Annotated in this window: 16 protein-coding genes and 1 pseudogene; 10 read left to right on the top strand and 7 right to left on the bottom strand. The window is 74.7% G+C overall.

The genetic code is table 11. From position 1 onward, the window contains the following. Positions 1 to 111: 111 nt before the first annotated feature. The 4 genes from BM237_RS12480 to BM237_RS12465 are packed head-to-tail and all read left to right on the top strand — an operon-like array spanning position 112 to position 3,430. Positions 112 to 825, top strand: coding sequence for a sugar phosphate nucleotidyltransferase (locus tag BM237_RS12480; RefSeq protein ID WP_093849651.1), 714 nt, complete (start codon positions 112 to 114; stop codon positions 823 to 825). Between the two features lie 9 nt (positions 826 to 834). Then, complete coding sequence (locus tag BM237_RS12475; RefSeq protein WP_093849650.1) at positions 835 to 1,797, top strand: NAD-dependent epimerase/dehydratase family protein; 963 nt, start codon at positions 835 to 837, stop codon at positions 1,795 to 1,797. Further along, positions 1,794 to 2,543 (top strand): spherulation-specific family 4 protein, encoded by a 750-nt coding sequence (locus BM237_RS12470; RefSeq protein WP_093849649.1) that lies wholly within the window; start codon positions 1,794 to 1,796, stop codon positions 2,541 to 2,543. Before BM237_RS12475 ends, BM237_RS12470 begins: the two co-directional genes overlap by 4 nt. Then, positions 2,540 to 3,430, top strand: coding sequence for an endo alpha-1,4 polygalactosaminidase (locus tag BM237_RS12465; RefSeq protein WP_245793575.1), 891 nt, complete (start codon positions 2,540 to 2,542; stop codon positions 3,428 to 3,430). The genes BM237_RS12470 and BM237_RS12465 overlap by 4 nt, the downstream gene beginning before the upstream one ends. A gap of 30 nt (positions 3,431 to 3,460) precedes the next feature. Here BM237_RS12465 and BM237_RS12460 read toward each other — a convergent pair whose 3' ends face one another. Further along, complete coding sequence (locus BM237_RS12460; RefSeq protein ID WP_093849757.1) at positions 3,461 to 5,098, bottom strand: acyl-CoA dehydrogenase family protein; 1,638 nt, start codon at positions 5,096 to 5,098, stop codon at positions 3,461 to 3,463. A gap of 114 nt (positions 5,099 to 5,212) precedes the next feature. On the opposite strand from BM237_RS12460, the gene BM237_RS12455 reads away from it, so the two are divergent. Then, on the top strand, positions 5,213 to 6,055 hold the full coding sequence (locus BM237_RS12455) for a PaaX family transcriptional regulator C-terminal domain-containing protein (protein ID WP_093849648.1): 843 nt from the start codon (positions 5,213 to 5,215) through the stop codon (positions 6,053 to 6,055). A 56-nt stretch (positions 6,056 to 6,111) separates the two neighbouring features. Here the strand turns inward: BM237_RS12455 and BM237_RS12450 are convergent, their stop codons facing one another. Together BM237_RS12450 and BM237_RS12445 are read right to left on the bottom strand one after the other, a co-directional pair. Continuing rightward, on the bottom strand, positions 6,112 to 7,704 hold the full coding sequence (locus BM237_RS12450) for an MFS transporter (protein WP_093849647.1): 1,593 nt from the start codon (positions 7,702 to 7,704) through the stop codon (positions 6,112 to 6,114). 128 nt (positions 7,705 to 7,832) lie between these two features. Further along, positions 7,833 to 8,846: an NAD(P)/FAD-dependent oxidoreductase gene (locus BM237_RS12445; RefSeq protein WP_093849646.1), complete on the bottom strand. Its 1,014-nt coding sequence runs from the start codon at positions 8,844 to 8,846 to the stop codon at positions 7,833 to 7,835. A 96-nt stretch (positions 8,847 to 8,942) separates the two neighbouring features. Here BM237_RS12445 and BM237_RS12440 point away from each other — a divergent pair, with 96 nt between their 5' ends. The 3 genes and pseudogenes from BM237_RS12440 to BM237_RS28715 form a co-directional block, all read left to right on the top strand. Then, a complete protein-coding gene (locus tag BM237_RS12440; protein ID WP_175540985.1) occupies positions 8,943 to 9,530 on the top strand; it encodes an XRE family transcriptional regulator in 588 nt (195 codons plus the stop codon). 128 nt (positions 9,531 to 9,658) lie between these two features. Then, positions 9,659 to 10,531, top strand: a complete 873-nt coding sequence (locus tag BM237_RS12435; RefSeq protein ID WP_093849756.1) for a class I SAM-dependent methyltransferase — start codon at positions 9,659 to 9,661, stop codon at positions 10,529 to 10,531. A gap of 208 nt (positions 10,532 to 10,739) precedes the next feature. After that, positions 10,740 to 10,856: pseudogene (locus tag BM237_RS28715) on the top strand (IS481 family transposase); the annotation flags it as partial. A 30-nt stretch (positions 10,857 to 10,886) separates the two neighbouring features. Here BM237_RS28715 and BM237_RS12430 read toward each other — a convergent pair. Continuing rightward, a complete protein-coding gene (locus tag BM237_RS12430) occupies positions 10,887 to 11,921 on the bottom strand; it encodes a DUF3048 domain-containing protein (protein ID WP_093849755.1) in 1,035 nt (344 codons plus the stop codon). A gap of 305 nt (positions 11,922 to 12,226) precedes the next feature. On the opposite strand from BM237_RS12430, the gene BM237_RS12425 reads away from it, so the two are divergent. Together BM237_RS12425 and BM237_RS12420 are read left to right on the top strand one after the other, a co-directional pair. After that, positions 12,227 to 13,093 (top strand): GNAT family N-acetyltransferase, encoded by an 867-nt coding sequence (locus BM237_RS12425; RefSeq protein ID WP_245793573.1) that lies wholly within the window; start codon positions 12,227 to 12,229, stop codon positions 13,091 to 13,093. 31 nt (positions 13,094 to 13,124) lie between these two features. Beyond that, positions 13,125 to 14,120 carry a lysophospholipid acyltransferase family protein gene (locus BM237_RS12420; protein ID WP_093849643.1) on the top strand — a complete coding sequence of 332 codons (996 nt, stop codon included), beginning with the start codon at positions 13,125 to 13,127 and terminating at the stop codon, positions 14,118 to 14,120. On the opposite strand, the gene BM237_RS12415 is transcribed toward BM237_RS12420, so the two are convergent. From BM237_RS12415 to BM237_RS12405, 3 genes are read right to left on the bottom strand one after another with little or no spacing between them, the layout of a single operon-like run. Then, the gene (locus BM237_RS12415) at positions 14,087 to 15,532 is read right to left on the bottom strand and encodes a GH1 family beta-glucosidase (RefSeq protein ID WP_093849642.1); all 1,446 of its coding nucleotides are present in this window, start codon (positions 15,530 to 15,532) and stop codon (positions 14,087 to 14,089) included. The two genes, BM237_RS12420 and BM237_RS12415, sit on opposite strands and share 34 nt — an antisense overlap. After that, positions 15,529 to 16,626: an ABC transporter ATP-binding protein gene (locus BM237_RS12410; protein WP_093849641.1), complete on the bottom strand. Its 1,098-nt coding sequence runs from the start codon at positions 16,624 to 16,626 to the stop codon at positions 15,529 to 15,531. Before BM237_RS12410 ends, BM237_RS12415 begins: the two co-directional genes overlap by 4 nt. Continuing rightward, positions 16,623 to 17,654, bottom strand: a complete 1,032-nt coding sequence (locus tag BM237_RS12405) for an ABC transporter permease (RefSeq protein WP_093849640.1) — start codon at positions 17,652 to 17,654, stop codon at positions 16,623 to 16,625. The genes BM237_RS12410 and BM237_RS12405 overlap by 4 nt, the downstream gene beginning before the upstream one ends. Between the last annotated feature and the right edge of the window lie 2 nt (positions 17,655 to 17,656).

Genomic DNA, 17,656 nt, shown 5'->3' with positions numbered 1-17,656 from the left:
CCCGTCACCGAGCCCGCCGACGAGCTCCGCCGTCCGTCACGTCCCGCCGTCCGTCGCACGCGATCCGTCACGCACGATCCGCCACCCGTCCCCACGGAGAGGACAGCACCGATGCACGCAGTCATCATGGCCGGAGGCAAGGGAGTCCGGCTCCGCCCGTACACCACGGCCCTGCCCAAGCCGCTGGTGCCCATCGGCGACCAGCACGCGATCCTGGAGATCGTGATGCGCCAGCTCGCCTCGGCCGGGTTCACCAGCTGCACCCTGGCCATCGGCCACCTGGGCCACATCATCCGCGCCTACGTCGGCGACGGCTCCCAGTGGGGCCTGCGCGTCGACTACACCACCGAGGACAGCCCGCTGGGCACCATGGGCCCGCTGCTGACGATGCTCGACCGGCTGCCCGAGCACTTCCTGGCGATGAACGGCGACATCCTCACCGACCTCGACTTCGGCGACGTGCTGCGCGGCCACCGGGACTGCGGGGCGCCGCTGACCATCGCCACCCATGTGCGCACCGTCTCCATCGACTTCGGCGTGCTGAGCACCGAGTCCGGGCGCGTCACCGGCTTCGCCGAGAAGCCCACCATGGACTACCGGGTCTCCATGGGCGTGTACGGCGTCTCGCGCGCCGCCCTGGCCCGCTACACACCCGGGCTGCCGCTGGGCTTCGACGAGGTGGTGCTCGACCTGCTGGCGGACGGCACCCCGCCGCACGCCTACGACTTCGGCGGCTACTGGCTCGACATCGGAAGACCCGACGACTACGACCGCGCCAACGCCGAGTTCACCGCCCGCCGCGGCCAGTTGATCAGGGGAGCGTGACCGGAGACCATGCGCGTACTCGTCCTGGGGGCCACCGGCTATCTGGGCGGGCACACCGCCGGGCACCTGCGCGCCCAGCCGGGCGTGCGGGTGCTCGGCGCGGGCCGCGCCGCGGGTGCGGGCGCGGCCGGTGCCGGTCCGCCCGCGGCTCCGTCCGTGGCTTCGTCCGTGGCTGCGTCCATGGCTCCGCCCGTGGACCTGACGGTGGACCTGGCCACCGCCACCCCCGCCGAACTGGCCTCCCTGCTCCGGCGGGTACGGCCGGACGCCGTGGTCAACTGCGCGGGCGCCGTCGGCGGCGACGCCCTCCACCTCACCGGGGTCAACGCCCGCGGCCCGGCCGCGCTCTGCGCGGCCCTGCGCGAGGCCGCGCCCGGCGCCCGCCTGGTCCACCTCGGCTCGGCCGCCGAGTACGGGCCGGGAGAGCCCGGCCGCCCCCTGGCGGAAGACCACCCCACCCGCCCGGTGGGAATCTACGGCGCCGCCAAACTGGCCGGCACCCTGGCCGTCACCGGCTCCGGCCTGGACGCGGTGGTGCTGCGGGTGTTCAACCCCGTGGGCCCCGGCGCGCCGGCCGCCTCCCTGCCCGGGCGGCTCGCCGCCGAACTGCGCCGGGCCGGACCGGACGGGGCGGTGCGGGTCGGCGACCTCTCGGCGTACCGCGACTTCGTCGACCCCCGCGACATCGCCCGTGCCGCGACCATCGCGGCCCTCGCCCCCGGGCCGCTGCCGCCGGTGCTCAACATCGCCGCGGGCGCCGCCCGCGCGGTGCGGGACGTGGCCGAGGGCCTGGCCGCGGCGGCCGGCTTCCGCGGCCGGATCGACGAGAAGGGCGCGGACTCGGCCCGCTCGGCCGCCGTCGCCTGGCAGCAGGCCGACGTCACGGCCGCCGCCGGGGCACTGGGCTGGCGGCCCGGGCACACCCTGGAGGAGTCCCTTGCCGACTTGTGGGCGCGGGCGGCCGACGTATGAGCGCGGGACGCACGGGGGGCGCGGGGCGCTGGGGGAGCGCCCCGGCGCCCGCCGCCGTACGGGGCTCACGGGACCGGGGTCATCTGCTCGTACCGCTGTACGTCCACCCGGCCGTCGATCCGGGGGCGTGGGAGGCGGCGGTCCGGGCCGCCGGGCGGCTGTACGCGGTGGTCGTCAACGCCGCCGACGGCCCCGGGCCGCGCCCCGACCCGGCCCTCGCCGCGGCGGCGGCCCGGCTGCGGGGCGCCGGGGTGCCGCTGCTGGGATACGTGGACACCGCCTACGGCGCGCGCCCGCCGCGTGCCGTGCTCCGCGACGTGCGCCGCCACCGGCGCTGGTACGGCACGGACGGGGCCTTCCTAGACCGCGCGGCGGCCGGAGCGGATCACCTGCCCGGCTACCGGCGCACGGTGCGGGCCGCCCGGCTGCTGGGGGCGTCCACCGTCGTCCTCAACCCCGGTGTCCACCCCGACCCCGGATACGCGCACCTGGCCGATGTGCTGGTCACCTTCGAGGGGCGCTGGGAGGAGTACCGCCGCGCCGGCGTGCCCGCCTGGACCCGCGGCCACCCGCCGCACCGCTTCTGCCATCTGGTGTACGCCGTACCGGACCGCCTGGCCGCCGAGGCGGCCCGCGCCGCCCACGAGCGCGGCGCGGCGGTGCACTGCGCGGTGCCGGGGGAGGGGGCCAACCCGTGGCGCTCGACGCCCCGGCCCGTGCTCGGCTGCGGGAGGATCACCCCGTGACCCGCTTCACCCCCGGCCGCCCGGCCGCCCAACTGCTCTGTCTCCTCCTGCTGCTGCTCACGGCGGCCTGCTCGGACACCGCCGCACCGGAAGCCACCGCACCGGAAGCCACCGCACCGGAAGCCACCGCACCGGACACCGCCGCGCCCGACCGGACGCCGCCCGGCGACGCCTCACCGCAGCGGAACCGCTGGCGCCCGGCCCCCGGCACCACCTGGCAGTGGCAGCTCCAGGGCCGCGTCGACCTCGGCGTGGACGCCGAGGTCTTCGACATCGACGGCTTCGAGAACGGCGCGGACACCGTCGCCGCCCTCCACGCCCGCGGCCGGAAGGTGATCTGCTACCTCAACGCCGGCGCCTGGGAGGACTTCCGCCCCGACCGGGACGACTACCCGCCGCAGGTGCTGGGCCGGGGCAACGGCTGGCCCGGCGAGCGCTGGGTGGACATCCGCCGCCTGGACGTGCTGCGCCCGATCCTGGCGGCCCGCGTCGACATGTGCGCCGAGAAGGGCTTCGACGCCGTCGAGCCCGACCTCCTGGACGGCTACCGCAACGACACCGGCTTCCCCCTCACCGCCGGCGACCAGCTCGCCTTCAACCGCATGGTCGCCGGACTCGCCCACCGGCGCGGGCTGTCGGTCGGTCTGAAGAACGACCTCGACCAGATCCCGCAGCTGGTGGACGACTTCGACTTCGCGGTCAACGAGGAGTGCGCCGAGTTCGGCGAGTGCGCGAAGCTCGCCCCGTTCACCGAGCGCGGCAAGGCCGTCTTCCACGCCGAATACGCCCTGAACCCCCAGGAGTTCTGCGACACCTCGCGCCGCCTGGGCCTCAGCTCCATCCGCAAGCGCCTCGGCCTGGACGCCTGGCGCCGCACCTGCCGGTAGGCCGGCTCCCGGCCACGGCGGCCGCCTCCGTCACCCGGTGCGGACCCGGTCCAGGACCGCCGTGAGGTCCGCGCCCGCCGGGAGCGTGCCGAAGGCGTGCCCCCACTCCCCGCCCAGCCGGGAGGCGCAGAACGCGTCGGCGACGGCCGGATGGCTGTGGCGCACCAGCAGGCTGCCCTGGAGGACGAGTGCCAGGCGCTCGGCGAAGGCGCGGGCGCGCAGCTGTGCGCCGACCGGGTCCTTCAGCTCCGGCAGCATGGCCCGCACCCCGGCGGCGGCCGCGTCCAGACGGGCGTCGGCGCCGGCGGCGGCGTCCACCTCCGCCAGTACGGCGTCCAGCCCGGCCGGCTCCCTGTCCAGGGCGCGCAGCACGTCCAGGGCGGCGACGTTGCCCGAGCCCTCCCAGATCGACAGCAGCGGCGCCTCGCGGTACAGGCGCGGCATGCCCGACTCCTCCACGTAGCCGTTGCCGCCCAGGCACTCCAGCGCCTCGGCGGCGTGCGCGCTGCCGCGTTTGCACACCCAGTACTTGGACACGGCCAGGGCCAGGCGGCGGAAGGCCGCCTCCCGCTCGTCCCCGGCGTGGGCGGCGTCCACGGCCGCCGCCAGCCGCAGCCCGAGGGTGGTGGCGGCCTCCGACTCCACCGCCAGGTCGGCCAGGACCGAGCGCATCAGCGGCTGGTCGGCCAGCCTGGCGCCGAAGGCCCGCCGGTGGGCGGTGTGGTGCAGGGCCTGCCGCAGCCCGGCGCGCATCCCGGCGGCCGTGCCCAGGACGCAGTCCAGACGGGTCATGTTGACCATCTCCACGATGGTGCGCACCCCGCGACCCAATTCGCCGACCGGCCAGGCCACGGCCCGGTCGTACTCGACCTCGGAGGAGGCGTTGGAGCGGTTGCCCAGCTTGTCCTTCAGACGCTGCAGGTGCATGGCGTTGTGGGTGCCGTCGGGCAGTACGCGCGGCAGTAGGAAGCAGGTCAGGCCCTCGGGGGCCTGGGCCAGCACCAGGAAGACGTCGCTCATCGGGGCGGAGGTGAACCACTTGTGGCCGGTGAGCCGGTAGGCGCCGTCGCCGGCGGGGACGGCCTCGGTGGTGTTGGCCCGCACGTCCGAGCCGCCCTGCTTCTCGGTCATCGACATGCCCGCGATCAGCCCGGACTTGTCCAGCGGGGGCCGGAGCCCGAAGTCGTAGGAGCGGGCGGTCAGCAGCGGCTCGTAGGCGGCGGCCAGTTCCGGCCGGGCGCGCAGCGCGGGGACGGCCGCGTACGTCATGGAGACCGGGCAGCCGTGCCCGGCCTCGGCCTGGGACCACAGATAGAACTTGGCGGCGCGCACCAGATGGGCGCCGGGGCGGCCGTCGGCCCAGGGCGCGGCGTGCAGCCCGTGTTCGACGGCGGTGGCCATCAGACGGTGCCAGGCGGGGTGGAACTCCACCTCGTCCACACGGTGGCCGTAGCGGTCGTGGGTGCGCAGGCGGGGCGGGACCTCCTCCGCCATCCGGGCCCAGTCCTGCACCTCGGGGGTGCCGGCCAGCGCGCCCAGCTCCCGCACCTGGGCCTCGCCCCACCGCGCGCCGTGGCGGTGCAGGGCCTCGAACACGGCCGGATCGTCCGCGGCGGTGAAGCCGGTCAGCGGCGGGGGCTGGTTGATCACTTCATGGGTGGCGCTCACGGCGACCTCCGGCGGGGACGGCGGCGGGCGGCGGTGCCCGTGCTTCGACATTACAGATCCCATGCGTGTGGTGGAAGACTGTAATGACGGAGAGGGCTTAGGATCGCACTGCCCATGAACAGCACAGACGGCACAGCCGGTACAGACGGCACAGCCGGGGCAGCCGGTCCGGACGGAACCGGCGGTGCCCGGGAGCTCGCCCTGCGCCCCCTGACGGCCCGCTCGGTCGTGCTCAGCACCCTGCTCGGCCATCACCCGCCCGCCCTGCCCGCCAGGGCCCTGGTGCGGGTCGGCGAACTCTTCGGGATCGCGGAGGGCACGGTACGGGTGGCGCTGTCGCGGATGGTCGCGGCCGGGGACCTGGCCCAGACCGCCGACGGCGCGTACGGCCTCACCGCGCGCCTGCTGGAGCGCCAGGCCCGCCAGGACGACAGCCGCGCGCCCCGCACCCGCGAGTGGCGCGGCGAGTGGGAGATCGCCGTCGTCACCGCCGAGCGCCGGGACGCGGCCGACCGGGGCGCCTTGCGCCGGGCCATGGCCGCCCTGCGCCTGGCCGAACTGCGCGAGGGCACCTGGCTGCGCCCCGCCAACCTGCTGCGGCCCCGGCCGCCCGTCGTCGTCGAGCAGTGCACCCTGCTGACCGGCGCCCCCGACGGCGACCCGGCCGAACTGGCCGCCGCGCTGTGGGACCTGGACGGCTGGGCGGCGCGGGCCCGCGCCCTGGCGGCCGCCGCCGACGCCGCGGCCGAGGCCGGCGACCCGGCCCGGCGCTTCACCGTCTCGGCCGCCGTCCTGCGCCATCTGCTCGCCGACCCCCTGCTCCCGGCCGCCCTGCTGCCCTATGACTGGCCGGGTGCGGCGCTGCGCGCCCGCTACGACGCTTTCGAGGCCGACCTGCGCGCCGTCCTGCGGCGCCACACCGCCCCGGACTGGTGTATCGACCACGAGCGTTGTTGACAGTGGGCGGGGTGGCTCTGCCGTTTGCTTCCGGCCGTGACCCGGCTCCTGTGCGGTCAGCCGGCGGAGACAGCCTCGGCGGGGTCCGTCTCGTCCGCGACCGCGGAGGGGGTGTTACGGGGACCTCGGAGGGCGATGTAGACGAGTAGGGCGCCCATGATGGCGGCGCCTGCCCACATGGCCTGCTGCCAGCCGTCGACGAAGGACTCGTGGGCTGCACGGAGCAGGTCCTGTGCGTGCGGGCCGGTGCTGCCCGCCGCTTCGACGGCGTTGGCGACGCCTTCCCGGGCGGTGTCCGCGGCGCCTTGGGGGATGCCGTGCAGCTTGTCGTCGATGGCGTTGCGGTAGCCGGCGGATACGAGTGCGCCGAGCAGGGCGACGCCGAGTGCGGTGCCGAACTCGCGGGTGACGTCGTTGAGGGCGGAAGCGACGCCCTGCTCCTCGCGGGGCAGGGAGGCGGTGATGGCCTCCGTGGACGGGGTCATCGACAGGCCCATGCCGACGCCCATGGCGAGCAGGCCGGGCAGGACGGAGAGGTAGCCGCCGCTGGCGGAGACGAACAGCGCCATGAGTGCCATGCCGACGCCGGCCAGTGCGATGCCCAGGGCCATGGTCGAGCGTGCGCCGATCCCTGCGGCCGGCTTGGGGGCCAGGCCGGAGGCCGTCATCATCGCGACGGCCATGGGCATCATCGCAACCGTGGACAGCAGGCCCGACCAGCCGAGTACGGCCTGGAAGAACGGGAAGAGGACCACGCCGATGCCTGCCTGGACACCGAAGACCACCAGCAGGGTGAGCGAGCCGCCTGACAGTCCGCGCTCCCGGAACAGGCGCACGTCCAGCAGGGAGGCGTCGCGGCGGTGCAGCTCCCAGGCCACGAAGCCGGTGGCGGCGATGAGGCCGACGGTCAGGCTGATCAGTGTTGCGGGGGCGGTCCAGCCGCGTTCGGGGCCTTCCTGCAGGACGAGGATGAGGCCGGTCACGGCGATCACGGAGACAAGGGCGCCGACGGTGTCGAATCGGTGGGCTGAGGTATCGCGGGAGTTGGGAACCGACTTCGGCGTCATGGCCAGAGCCACGAGGATCAGGACCACGGGCAGGACGAACAGCCAGCGCCAGTCGGCGACGTCGACGAGGAGCGCGGCGAGGAACATGCCCAGGATGCCGCCGCCTCCGGCGACGCCGGTCCACACGCCGATCGCCTTGCCGCGCTGCTCCTCGGGGAAGGTGGAGGTTATGACGGCCAGTGTGATCGGCATGATCATCGCGGCGCCGATGCCGCTGACCGCGCGCGCGGCGAGCATCACCCCCGTTGTCGGGGCCAGGGCGGCGACCACGGTGGCGATGCCGAAGACCGCCAGCCCGGCCACGAGCACGGGCTTGCGGCCCAGGCGGTCACCCAGGGCGCCGAGCGGCAGCAGCAGCGCGGCCAGGGCAAGGGTGTAGATGTTGATGATCCACAGGACCGTGCTGTGGGAGGCGCCGAATTCCACGGCCATGTGGGTCTGCGCGACGTTCAGCCCGGTCACCGAGGCGATGACCGCCATCAGGGCGATCGAGACGGTGATCAGGACCGAGCGCAGCCGACGCGCATCGGGGGCACCCCCGCCGTCGGTCGGCGTGGCCTGTACGGGCTGGTTCGCACTCATGGATTCCTCTCAAAACGGGCATGCCGGGTCGGCGCCGGAGCAGGGCCGGTCGCCGGGTGAAGGAGGGTGTGCGGGGCCCGGGCCCCGCACGCACCGAGGGCGTGCGGCGGCCGGTGCCGCGCCGGATGTCAGAGGGCGGGAGTCCCGCCCCGGGCTGCGGCGAGGGCCGCGTCGGTGTCTGCGGTGGCCAACAGGCTGTTGATGTGGGCGCCGGCCAGGGCGCCGGCCGCTGCGGAAGCGCCGACCTGGGCGGTGAGGTCGGTGGCGTTGCCGGCCACCCACACGCCCGGCACCTCGGTGGTGCCGGCCATGCCGGAGGCGAAGCGGCGGCCCATGTTGTCGGGCAGGTCCTCCATCGGCAGCTTCAGGCCGTCCAGGCCCTCGGTGCGGGCTTCCATCCGGGTGGCGACGGCCAGGGCGCGGCGGGCCACGACCTGACCGTCGGTCAGGCGCACGCCGGCAAGGGTGCCGTCCTCGTTGTTGACGACCTCCTGCACCGGGGTGTCGACGGTGCGGATGTTGCGGGCGGCGAAGCGGGCGCGGGTGGCCTCATCCAGGTGAATGCCCTGGGTGAAGTAGGTCAGGTCCTCGGTCAGCTGCCGGAACAGGAGTGCGTGGCCGATGGAGGCCGGGCCGGTGGCGAGGACGCCGATGGGCTCATCGCGTACCTCCCAGCCGTGGCAGTACGGGCAGTGCACCACGCCGTGGCCCCAGTGCTCGGCGAGGCCGGGGATCTCGGGCAGCACGTCCTTGAGGCCGGTGGCCACCAGGACTCGGCGCGCGGTCACGCTCCGGCCGCCGGCCAGGGCGATGGTGAACCGCAGATCCCCGTCCTTCGACGGGGCGGCGGGCTCGGCCGAGGCCACCTCGCCGAAGACGACGCGTCCTCCGTACCGGCGTACCTGCCCCCGGCCCCGCCGAAGGACCTCGGGGGGCGGGGTGCCGTCCAGAACGATGAAGCCGTGCACGGCCTCTGCCGGCGCGTTGCGCGGGGAGCCGCTGTCGATCACGGCGACCGAGCGGCGGGAGCGGGCGAGCATCAGCGCACCGTTCAGCCCCGCGGCGCCGCCACCGATCACCACGACGTCGACGGCCCCATCGGGCAGTGCGTCACTCGCGTACGGAGAAGTTGTCACAGCCATGGCCTCCTGCCTTTCTCGTGCACTGGTCCCAGACGTTGCGGACCGTCTCCGCACGACGCTAAACCTGGCTTGCTGTGAAGGCATACACTGTTGCTCATGACGCAAGAAGACGGAGATCTGGACAGCCTCGTACGCAAACGCATCCGCGCCTTGCGGGTGGCGCAGGGTTGGTCCCTGGAGGAGTTGGCCTCCCGCGCCCACCTCAGTCAGTCCTCGTTGAGCCGCATCGAGAACGGCCGGCGCCGCCTCGCACTGGACCAGTTGGTCACCCTCGCCCGCGCCCTGGGCACCACGCTGGATCAGCTCGTGGAGACCGCCGCCGACGACGTCGTCACCAGCCCGACGATCGACGGCGCCCACGGTCGGATGCGCTGGAGCATCAAGGCCGACCCGGGGATGAGCGTGGTGCGCCAGCGCATGACCGAGCCGCCCCCCGGGAACCCGGCGCGCATGCGTGCGCACCCGGGGCGCGAATGGCTCGTCGTCCTGTCCGGCACGGCCACCCTCATGCTCGGTCACCGCAGCTTCCGCCTCGAGGCCAACCAGGCCGCCGAGTTCCCCACGATGATGCCGCACGCGATCGGCGCCGAGGGCGGGCCCTGCGAGATCCTGGGCATCTTCGACCGCGACGCCCGCCGCGGCCACCAGGGCGACGGCGACGACGCTCAGGGTGCCCCCGAATGACGGCGCGGGCCGCGTGGCGGCCTCCGCGGCGGTGACCTCTTGCGCGTCGGGCAGCGCCTCCGGCCATCGTCTTGCGTAGATTGGGACACTGCATGCCGCAGGCGCATATCCGTCTTAGCGTGAAGAACATGAGCCACGCACACACGCACACCCCCCACCACGGTGCTTCGCACGGTCACCACCACGAGCACGGAGCCGGCTGCCAGTCGGAGATCCTCGACCTGGACGCCGAAGTCCTCGCCGAGCACACCGCCTCGATCACCGCATGGCTGCCGCTGCAGACCGACCCACGCCACATCGTGGATCTGGGCTGTGGCACGGGCGCGGGCACCTTCGCCCTCCTCGACCGCTTCCCCGACGCGCATGTCACCGCGGTCGACGCGTCCGCCGAACACCTTCAGCGCCTGCGGGCCAAGGCGTGCTCCCTCGGCGTCCAGGAGCGCGTGCACACCGTGCAGGCCGACCTCGACGAGGCCGCCTGGCCCGACCTCGGCTCACCGGACCTGGTATGGGCGTCGGCCTCGATGCACCACATGGCCTGCCCCGACCGCGCGCTGCGCACCGTCCACCACACGCTCGCGCCGGGCGGCCTGTTCGCCGTCGTCGAACTGGCCGGCCATCCCCGCTTCCTGCCCGAAAACGCCCCCGCGGACCGGCCCGGCCTGGAAGAGCGCGTCCACGCCGCAGCCGGCCGCCGCCAAACCGGACACATGCCCCACCGCGGCGCCGACTGGGGCCCGATGCTGACCGCCGCCGGATTCACCGTCGAGGGTGAACGCGTCATCGCCGTGAACCTCGAAGGTTCTCGCAGCGAAGCGATCGGCCGCTACGCCACCGGCGTCCTGCAGCGCATCCGCAGCGTCGTCGCAGACAGACTCTCCCCCGAGGACCTCACCGCGCTCGACCGGCTCCTCGACACCAGCAGCCCGCACAGCATCCTGCGCCGCGACGACCTGACGGTACGCACTGAGCGCACCGTCTGGGCCGTCCGCCGTAACTGACCACGGACGGCTCCTCCCGCCAGGGCGGGCCCGCCCCCGGGCCCCCGGGTGGCGATCGACCAGGTGGCCGACAACCGTCGGCCGAGGCACGTTCGCAGGAACCGAGAGGCGGACCCGCACTTCCGCCTGAAGCCGGACAACTTCAACACAGCACCACGACAGAGGTCTTCGTGTCCCATTCCGGCAGCGCGCGAACGCCTTCTTCGCCGCGCACGGCATCGAAGCCCTGGCGGACCTCCTCCACACCCACAACCACCACCGGTGCCACACCGCGCCCGATGGTCAACCACCCGTCAGCCGCGTCAGCGACCCCGCGGGTCGGTACAACCGGACGGCACGGTGGGGGCGGGGCGGCTCAGCGCGGGGCGAGCACCACCCACACCTGCCCCTCCGCGAAGGTCATCGGGTCGCCCTCCGGCGTGGTGAACTCCGTGCCGCTCTCCGCGGACGGCCGTGACCAGCGGGCCTCGTACGCCCGGCCGCCGCGCAGCACCGTCGCCTCGCCGGAGCCGACGGTCTCCGAGTAGGGGCTGACGCTGCCGCCGCGGTCCCTGAAACGGGAGTCGCGGATCTCCACGCGCTGGAGGACGACCGTGGGAGCCCCGAGCCGGTCGTTGTCGGCGGTGGTCGCCTCCTGGCCGTCGATGGACACCAGCCAGCGGTCGTACTCGGCCGACCAGACGAAGTCGTACCGGACGGCCGGGAAGCGGACGGCCTCCTCGGTGTCGGCCCGGCCGCCCTGTGGCGCCGCGCCGAAGCGGAAGCCGATGTCGGAGGCGCCGCTCACCCCGTCGGGGGCCTCGCGCAGGGCGGCTTGGGGATCCAGGTACATGTTGTGCGGGGCGGAGCGGTCCGCGCTCCGCGAGTAGGCGCCGGGCGCCTCACCGGGCGGCACCAGGTGGAGCGGGGACGCCTCCAGCACCGGCACCAGCTTCGACTGCGCCCCGGAGTAGGCCAGCGCCGGCTCACCGAACTGCCGCAGCAGTTCGATGTCGGACTCCCGGGCGCTGCGCACCGGGCCCACGGTGGGCGGCAGGTCGGAGGAGTACACGGCCAGCAGCCGGGTCAGCCCCGACTCGACCTGCTCCACATAGACGATGTCGGCCCGCTCCAGACCCGTCTGGGGGCGTGCGGCCGCCACGTTGTCGATCTTCACGGCGAGCACCGGCGCCGAGGCGTCGGCCACGCTCTCACCGGTGAACGGGGAGCGGCCCTCCCGCCCCCCGTCGCCGTCGCCGTCGCCGTCTCCGGCCCCCGGGCAGCCCGTCAGCAGTGCGGCGCACGCCACCAGCGCCGCCAGTGCCCGGATCCGCACCCGTGCCCGTGCGGCCCGCCGTCCCGTGCTCCGTCCCGTGCTCCGTCCGTTCTCCGCAGCCCCCGCCGCCCGCATCGTCCGCATCGCTCGCCGTCCCTCCGGCCGGGCGCCGCCGCGCCGTCTGATGAGTCTCACCCCATCCCTTGACCGGGGCGGGCGGTTTCATGTCCCCGCGCACCGGGAGGGTGACGGCGGCGCCGCCCCCGGCCCGTACGCGCCGGGGGCGTGTGTTCAACCGGCGCACACCCCCGCTCCCCGGAGCGGACACGCGCAGGTCGGCCGGCCCGGCGAAGAAAGGGGGAGAGCCCGTCCCGCCGCACGGCGGGACGGGTGATCCGCCGCCGCCCGGACCAGGAGGACCCGCCGTGTCCGCTTCCGCCGTGCCAGCCGTACCCGTGCCCGCCACCCTCCCCGCCCAGCCCTCCGCGCCCGCACCGGCCCCGGCGCCGCCCTCCGCGCCGCCCTCCACACCCGGCGGAGACGGCTACACCGTCTCCCTGGCCCGGGACGAGGCGGACGTACGGGCCGCGCAGCGCCTGCGGTACGAGGTCTTCGCCGGGGAGCTGGGCGCCCGCCTGGCCGGTCCCGAACCGGGCCTGGACACCGACCCCTTCGACGCCCACTGCGACCACCTCCTGGTGCGGGAGCGGGCGACGGGAGAGGTGGTGGGCACCTACCGGCTGCTGCCGCCCGAGCGGGCACGCGTGGCCGGACGGCTTTACGCCGAGGCCGAGTTCGAGCTGGACGGGCTGCTGGACGGCGCCGGCCTGCGCGGCGATCTGGTGGAAGCGGGCCGCTCCTGCGTCCACCCCGGCCACCGCGACGGCGCCGTCATCGCCCTGATGTGGGCGGGCATAGCCCGCTATCTGGAGCGCACCGGCCGCAACTGGCTCGGCGGCTGCTGCTCCCTGCCGCTGGCCGACGGCGGGGCGACGGCCGCCGCCGTGTGGGCGGCGGTCGCCGAGCGGCACATGGCTCCCGCCGAGCACCGGGTGCGCCCCCGGCTGCCCTGGCGCGTCGGGGGCGTGGAGCCGGCGCCGCACGCCATTGCCCGGACCACCCCGCGCGCCGCGCCCCGCACCGCGCTGCCGCCGCTGCTGCGCGGCTATCTGCGTCTGGGGGCGAAGGTCTGCGGAGAGCCCGCCCACGACCCGGACTTCGGCGTCGCCGACCTGTACGTGCTGCTGTCACTGCGCGACACCAACCCGCGCTACCTGCGGCACTTCCTCTCCCTTCTCCCGGCCTGACGGCACCGGCGAGGGGAGGAAGGGGGAGACGATGGGCACACCGGACGGGGCGGACCCCCGGGCGAATCCGTGGTTCCCCATCTCGCCCTGCACCGTGGCCGGCTGCCTGCCCCGCCGTCCGGCGGGCGCCGGTGCGCTGCGCCGTTCGGCGCGCTGGGCGGCCCTGGCCGCCGTCCTGCCGGCGGGGGTGGCGCTGTCACCGACCGCGCGCCTCCTCGCCCCGGCCCGCCGCGCGGTGCCGGTGCGGTGGTGGTGCGGGGCGATCGCCGCCGCGCTGGGGGTGCGGGTCCGCGTCACGGGCCGGCCCGTCGCCGGCCCGGCGCTGGTGGTGGCCAACCACGTCTCCTGGCTGGACGTACCGCTGCTGGCCGCGGTGGCGCCCGGCCGGATGGTGGCCAAGCGGGAGGTCGGACGGTATCCGGTGCTGGGGCGGCTGGCCGCCCGCGGCGGCACCCTGTTCATCGACCGCGAGCGGCTGAGGGGCCTGCCGGAGACGGTTGCGGAGGTCGCCTCCGCCCTGCGCGCGGGCTCGACCGTGGTGGCCTTCCCCGAGGGCAGCACCCGGTGCGGCAGGGAGCGCGGACCGTTCCGCGCTGCGCTGTTCCAGGCCGCGCTGGAGGCCGGGGTCCCCGTGCAGCCGGTGGCGATCCGCTACCGGACGCACGGCGCGGCGCACGGACCGGGCTCCACGGACGCGGCGGAGACGGTGGACACGCGGCCGGCCTTCGTCGGCGACGACACACTGGCCGCCTCGCTGCGCCGGGTGGCCGCCGCCCGGGGCCTGGTCGCCGAGGTGACCGTACTGCCGCCGCTGCCGCACGGCGCCCACCCCGGCCGACGCGCGCTGGCCGCCGCCGCGCGGGAGGCGGTGGAGGCGACCCTGGGAGCGGGCGTGCAGGCGGCGCCGGCGGGCAGGTCGCCGGGGATCAGCCCGCCGGCGCCGCCGCCCGGGCCCGCCCCCGGCACGGCGGGCACCGGTGTCCCGCCCGGACGTCAGCCTTCGGCGGCCCGGTCCCCGGCGGCCTGACCGGCGGCCCGGCGGGTCAGCCGGACCGTGTCCCGGTACCACAGCCCGCTGTCCTTGACGGTCCGGCGCTGGGTGGCGTAGTCGACGTGGACCAGACCGAACCGCTTGGCGTACCCGTAGGCCCACTCGAAGTTGTCCATCAGCGACCAGGCGAAGTAGCCGCGCACGTCCGCACCGGCGCTCCGGGCCGCCGCCACCGCGCGGATGTGGTCGGCGAGATAGGCGGTGCGGTCGGCGTCGTGCACCGTGCCGTCGGCCTCCGGCTCGTCGTCGAAGGCCGCGCCGTTCTCGGTGATCACCGTCGGCAGCCCGTAGTCCTCGTGCAGCCGCACCAGCAGCTCGGTCAGTCGCTCGGGGACGATCTCCCAGTCCATCGCCGTGCGCGGCCGGCCCTGCGGGACGACCCGGGTCACCGGCAGCCCGTCCCGACCGGTCGTGGAGCCGTCCTCGGCGGTGCCGGAGAAGACGTGGCCGGAGTAGAAGTTGACGCCGAGCACGTCCAGCGGTGTGGAGATCACCTCCAGATCGCCGTCCGCCACGGGCAGGGTCACCCCTCGGGCGGCCAGGTCCTCCACCACGTCCCGCGGGTAGCGCCCGTGCACCAGCGGGTCCAGGTAGAGCCGGGTGCCCATCCCGTCGGCGCGGCGCGCGGCGGCCCGGTCGGCCTCGCCGTCGCTCGCCGGGGTGGCGGTGCCCAGGTTGAGGGTGATGCCCAGCTCCTCGGGCGGACTCCCGGCGGCGCGCAGCCGCCGCGCGGCCAGCCCGTGGCCGAGCAGCAGATGGTGGACGGCCCGCATGGAGTCGCCGAAGTCGCGGCGGCCGGGCGCGTGCACCCCCTGGTCGTAGCCGAGCACCGCCGAGCACCACGGCTCGTTCAGCGTCGTCCAGTGCCGGACGCGGTCGCCGAGGGCGTCGTGGGCGATCCGGGCGTAGTCGGCGAACCGGTGGGCGGTGTCGCGCTCCGGCCAGCCGCCCGCGTCCTCCAGCTCCTGGGGCAGGTCCCAGTGGTAGAGGGTCACCCACGGGGTGACGCCGCGTTCCAGCAGCTCGTCGACCAGCCGGTCGTAGAAGGCGATGCCGCGCGGGTCGCCCTTCCCGCGCCCGCCCGGCTGGATACGCGGCCACGCCAGCGAGAAGCGGTAGGTGTCCACGCCCAGGGAGGCGATCAGCTCCACGTCCTGCGGCATCCGGTGGTAGTGGTCGCAGGCGGTGTCGCCGTTCTCGCCGCCTGCCACGGCTCCGGGCACACGGCAGAAGGTGTCCCAGATGGATGGGGTGCGGCCGTCCTCGTCGACCGCGCCCTCGATCTGGTACGAGGAGGTGGCCACCCCCCAGCGGAAGTCCGCCGGCAGCCCGGCGACCGGCTCGGGCGCGGGGGCGGTCAGGGGGGATGCGGGAGTGGTGGCGGTCATGCTTCTCCGTCTCGGCGGTCGTCGTTCAGCCAGCAGGCGACGCTGCGGCCGGTTTCTGTGTCGTTGCCGGTGTCTGTATCTGTGTCCGAGCCGGTACCGGTACCGGGCACGGGCGCGAGGTGGGGCGTGCGCAGGCCGCAGGGCTCGAAGGCCTTCGGGCAGCGCGGGTGGAAGGCGCAGCCGGACGGCATGGCCCTCAGGTCCGGCGGCGAGCCGGGTATGCCGGTCAGCTCGCGGCGCGGGCCGTGCAGCGCGGGGAAGGAGTGCAGCAGCCCGTGGCTGTACGGGTGGCGGGGGTCGCGGTAGATCTCGGCGGCCCCGGCCTGCTCCACGACCCGGCCGCCGTACATGATGGCGATCCGGTCGGAGAACTCGATCAGCAGCGAGATGTCGTGGGTGATGAAGACGACCGAGAAGTCCAGCTCCTCGCGCAGCCGCACCAGCTGTCGCAGGATCTGGCGCTGCATCACCACGTCCAGCGCGGTGGTCGGTTCGTCCATGACGACGATCTCCGGCTCCAGGGCCAGCGCCATGGCGATCATCACCCGCTGCCGCATCCCGCCCGAGAGCTGGTGCGGATAGGCCCCCAGCCGGTCGGGGGAGATGCCCACCAGCGACAGCAGTTCCCGCGCCCGCCCGACGCGCTCGGCCCGGGACATCTGCGGCCGGTGGGCCTTCAGCACGTCGGTGAGCTGGGTGCGCACGGTGTGGACGGGGTTGAGGGAGTTCATCGCCCCCTGGAAGACGATGGAGACCTCCTGCCAGCGGAACGCCCGCAACTCCCCCGGGGTCATGGCCAGCACGTCCACCGGCTCGCCCCCGCGCGGGTGGTAGCGCACGTCCCCGCCGGTGATCACCCCGGGCGGGGAGAGCAGCCGGGTGACGGCGTAGGCCAGGGTGGACTTGCCCGAGCCGGACTCGCCGGCCAGGCCCAGCACCTCGCCGCGGCGCAGGGTCAGGTCCACGTCGTGCAGGGCCCGTACCGCGCCGTCCCCGACGCCGTAGTCGACGGACAACCCGCCGATCTCCAGCACGGGCGGCCGCGTCGCGGCGTGCGGCGGGGCGCTCACGGGGGAGGTGGCCGATGTGCTCATACGGTGCTCTCCTCGGTCTCGCGTGCCCCGCCCGCTTCCCGCGCGTCCCTGGCGGACTTCGCCCCGCCGCGCGGGGCGCGGGCGACGGGGGTGAAGCCGACCCGCATCCGGGCCCCGCCGCGGACGCGGACGGCGGTGCGCAGCCTGGGGTTGACGAACTCGTCGATGCCGAAGTTGATCAGTGTCAGCGCCGTGCCCAGCAGCGCGATGCACAGTCCGGCGGGCACGAACCACCACCACGCGCCCTGGCCGAGGGCCTGGTTGCTCTGCGCCCAGAACAGGATGGTCCCCCAGTTCCAGTGGGAGATGTCGGCCACGCCGATGAAGGCCAGGGTGATCTCCGACAGCACCGCGAAGATCACCGTTCCGACGAATCCGGAGGCGATGACGGCGGTCAGGTTCGGCAGGATCTCGAAGACGATGATCCGCCAGGTGGACTCGCCCGTGGCCCGCGCGGCCTGGACGTAGTCCCGCGCGCGCAGCGACATGGTCTGCGCGCGCAGCACCCGCGCTCCCCAGGCCCACGCGGTGAGGCTGATGACCACCGCGATGATCACGTCGCCGGAGTCCGGCAGGAAGCTGGCGATGATGATGATCAGCGGCAGTCCGGGCAGGACGAGGAAGATGTTGGTGAGCGCTGAGAGCACCTCGTCGCCGATGCCGGACAGGAAGCCGGAGCTCACCCCGACCAGTACCGACAGCAGCGTCGCGAAGAAGCCCGCGACGAAGCCCACCACGAGCACCCCGCGGGTGCCCACCAGCACCTGGGAGAAGATGTCCTGGCCGGTCTGCGTGGTGCCGAACGGATGCTCCCAGGAGGGCGGCTGGAGCACGTCGTCGCTCATCGCGGACGGATCGTGGGGGGCCAGCCACTGTCCGGCGACGGCGAGCAGGACGAACAGGCCCAGGATCGCCAGCCCGGTGGCGGTCTTGCCGTTGCGCAGGAAGCGCAGCCGGTCGCGGCGGGCCGCGGGCGGGGCGGCGGGGACGGCGGTGACAGCAGCGCTTTCGGACGCCTGTACGGCCATGG

Source organism: Streptomyces mangrovi (assembly GCF_900114215.1).
Taxonomy (GTDB): Bacteria; Actinomycetota; Actinomycetes; order Streptomycetales; family Streptomycetaceae; genus Streptomyces; species Streptomyces barkulensis.
The sequence above is the reverse complement of the archived record's forward strand: the minus strand, read 5'-3'. Positions and strand labels throughout refer to the sequence as shown.

What these genes read in the sequence shown, in the direction of transcription:
- BM237_RS12480 (WP_093849651.1), top strand. Translation starts at nt 112, where the DNA reads ATGCACGCAGTCATCATGGCCGGAGGCAAGGGAGTCCGGCTCCGCCCG.
- BM237_RS12475 (WP_093849650.1), top strand. Translation starts at nt 835, where the DNA reads ATGCGCGTACTCGTCCTGGGGGCCACCGGCTATCTGGGCGGGCACACC.
- BM237_RS12470 (WP_093849649.1), top strand. Translation starts at nt 1,794, where the DNA reads ATGAGCGCGGGACGCACGGGGGGCGCGGGGCGCTGGGGGAGCGCCCCG.
- BM237_RS12455 (WP_093849648.1), top strand. Translation starts at nt 5,213, where the DNA reads ATGAACAGCACAGACGGCACAGCCGGTACAGACGGCACAGCCGGGGCA.
- BM237_RS12450 (WP_093849647.1), bottom strand. Translation starts at nt 7,704, where the DNA reads ATGAGTGCGAACCAGCCCGTACAGGCCACGCCGACCGACGGCGGGGGT.
- BM237_RS12445 (WP_093849646.1), bottom strand. Translation starts at nt 8,846, where the DNA reads ATGGCTGTGACAACTTCTCCGTACGCGAGTGACGCACTGCCCGATGGG.
- BM237_RS12440 (WP_175540985.1), top strand. Translation starts at nt 8,943, where the DNA reads ATGACGCAAGAAGACGGAGATCTGGACAGCCTCGTACGCAAACGCATC.
- BM237_RS12435 (WP_093849756.1), top strand. Translation starts at nt 9,659, where the DNA reads ATGAGCCACGCACACACGCACACCCCCCACCACGGTGCTTCGCACGGT.
- BM237_RS12430 (WP_093849755.1), bottom strand. Translation starts at nt 11,921, where the DNA reads ATGCGGGCGGCGGGGGCTGCGGAGAACGGACGGAGCACGGGACGGAGC.
- BM237_RS12420 (WP_093849643.1), top strand. Translation starts at nt 13,125, where the DNA reads ATGGGCACACCGGACGGGGCGGACCCCCGGGCGAATCCGTGGTTCCCC.
- BM237_RS12415 (WP_093849642.1), bottom strand. Translation starts at nt 15,532, where the DNA reads ATGACCGCCACCACTCCCGCATCCCCCCTGACCGCCCCCGCGCCCGAG.
- BM237_RS12410 (WP_093849641.1), bottom strand. Translation starts at nt 16,626, where the DNA reads ATGAGCACATCGGCCACCTCCCCCGTGAGCGCCCCGCCGCACGCCGCG.
- BM237_RS12405 (WP_093849640.1), bottom strand. Translation starts at nt 17,654, where the DNA reads ATGGCCGTACAGGCGTCCGAAAGCGCTGCTGTCACCGCCGTCCCCGCC.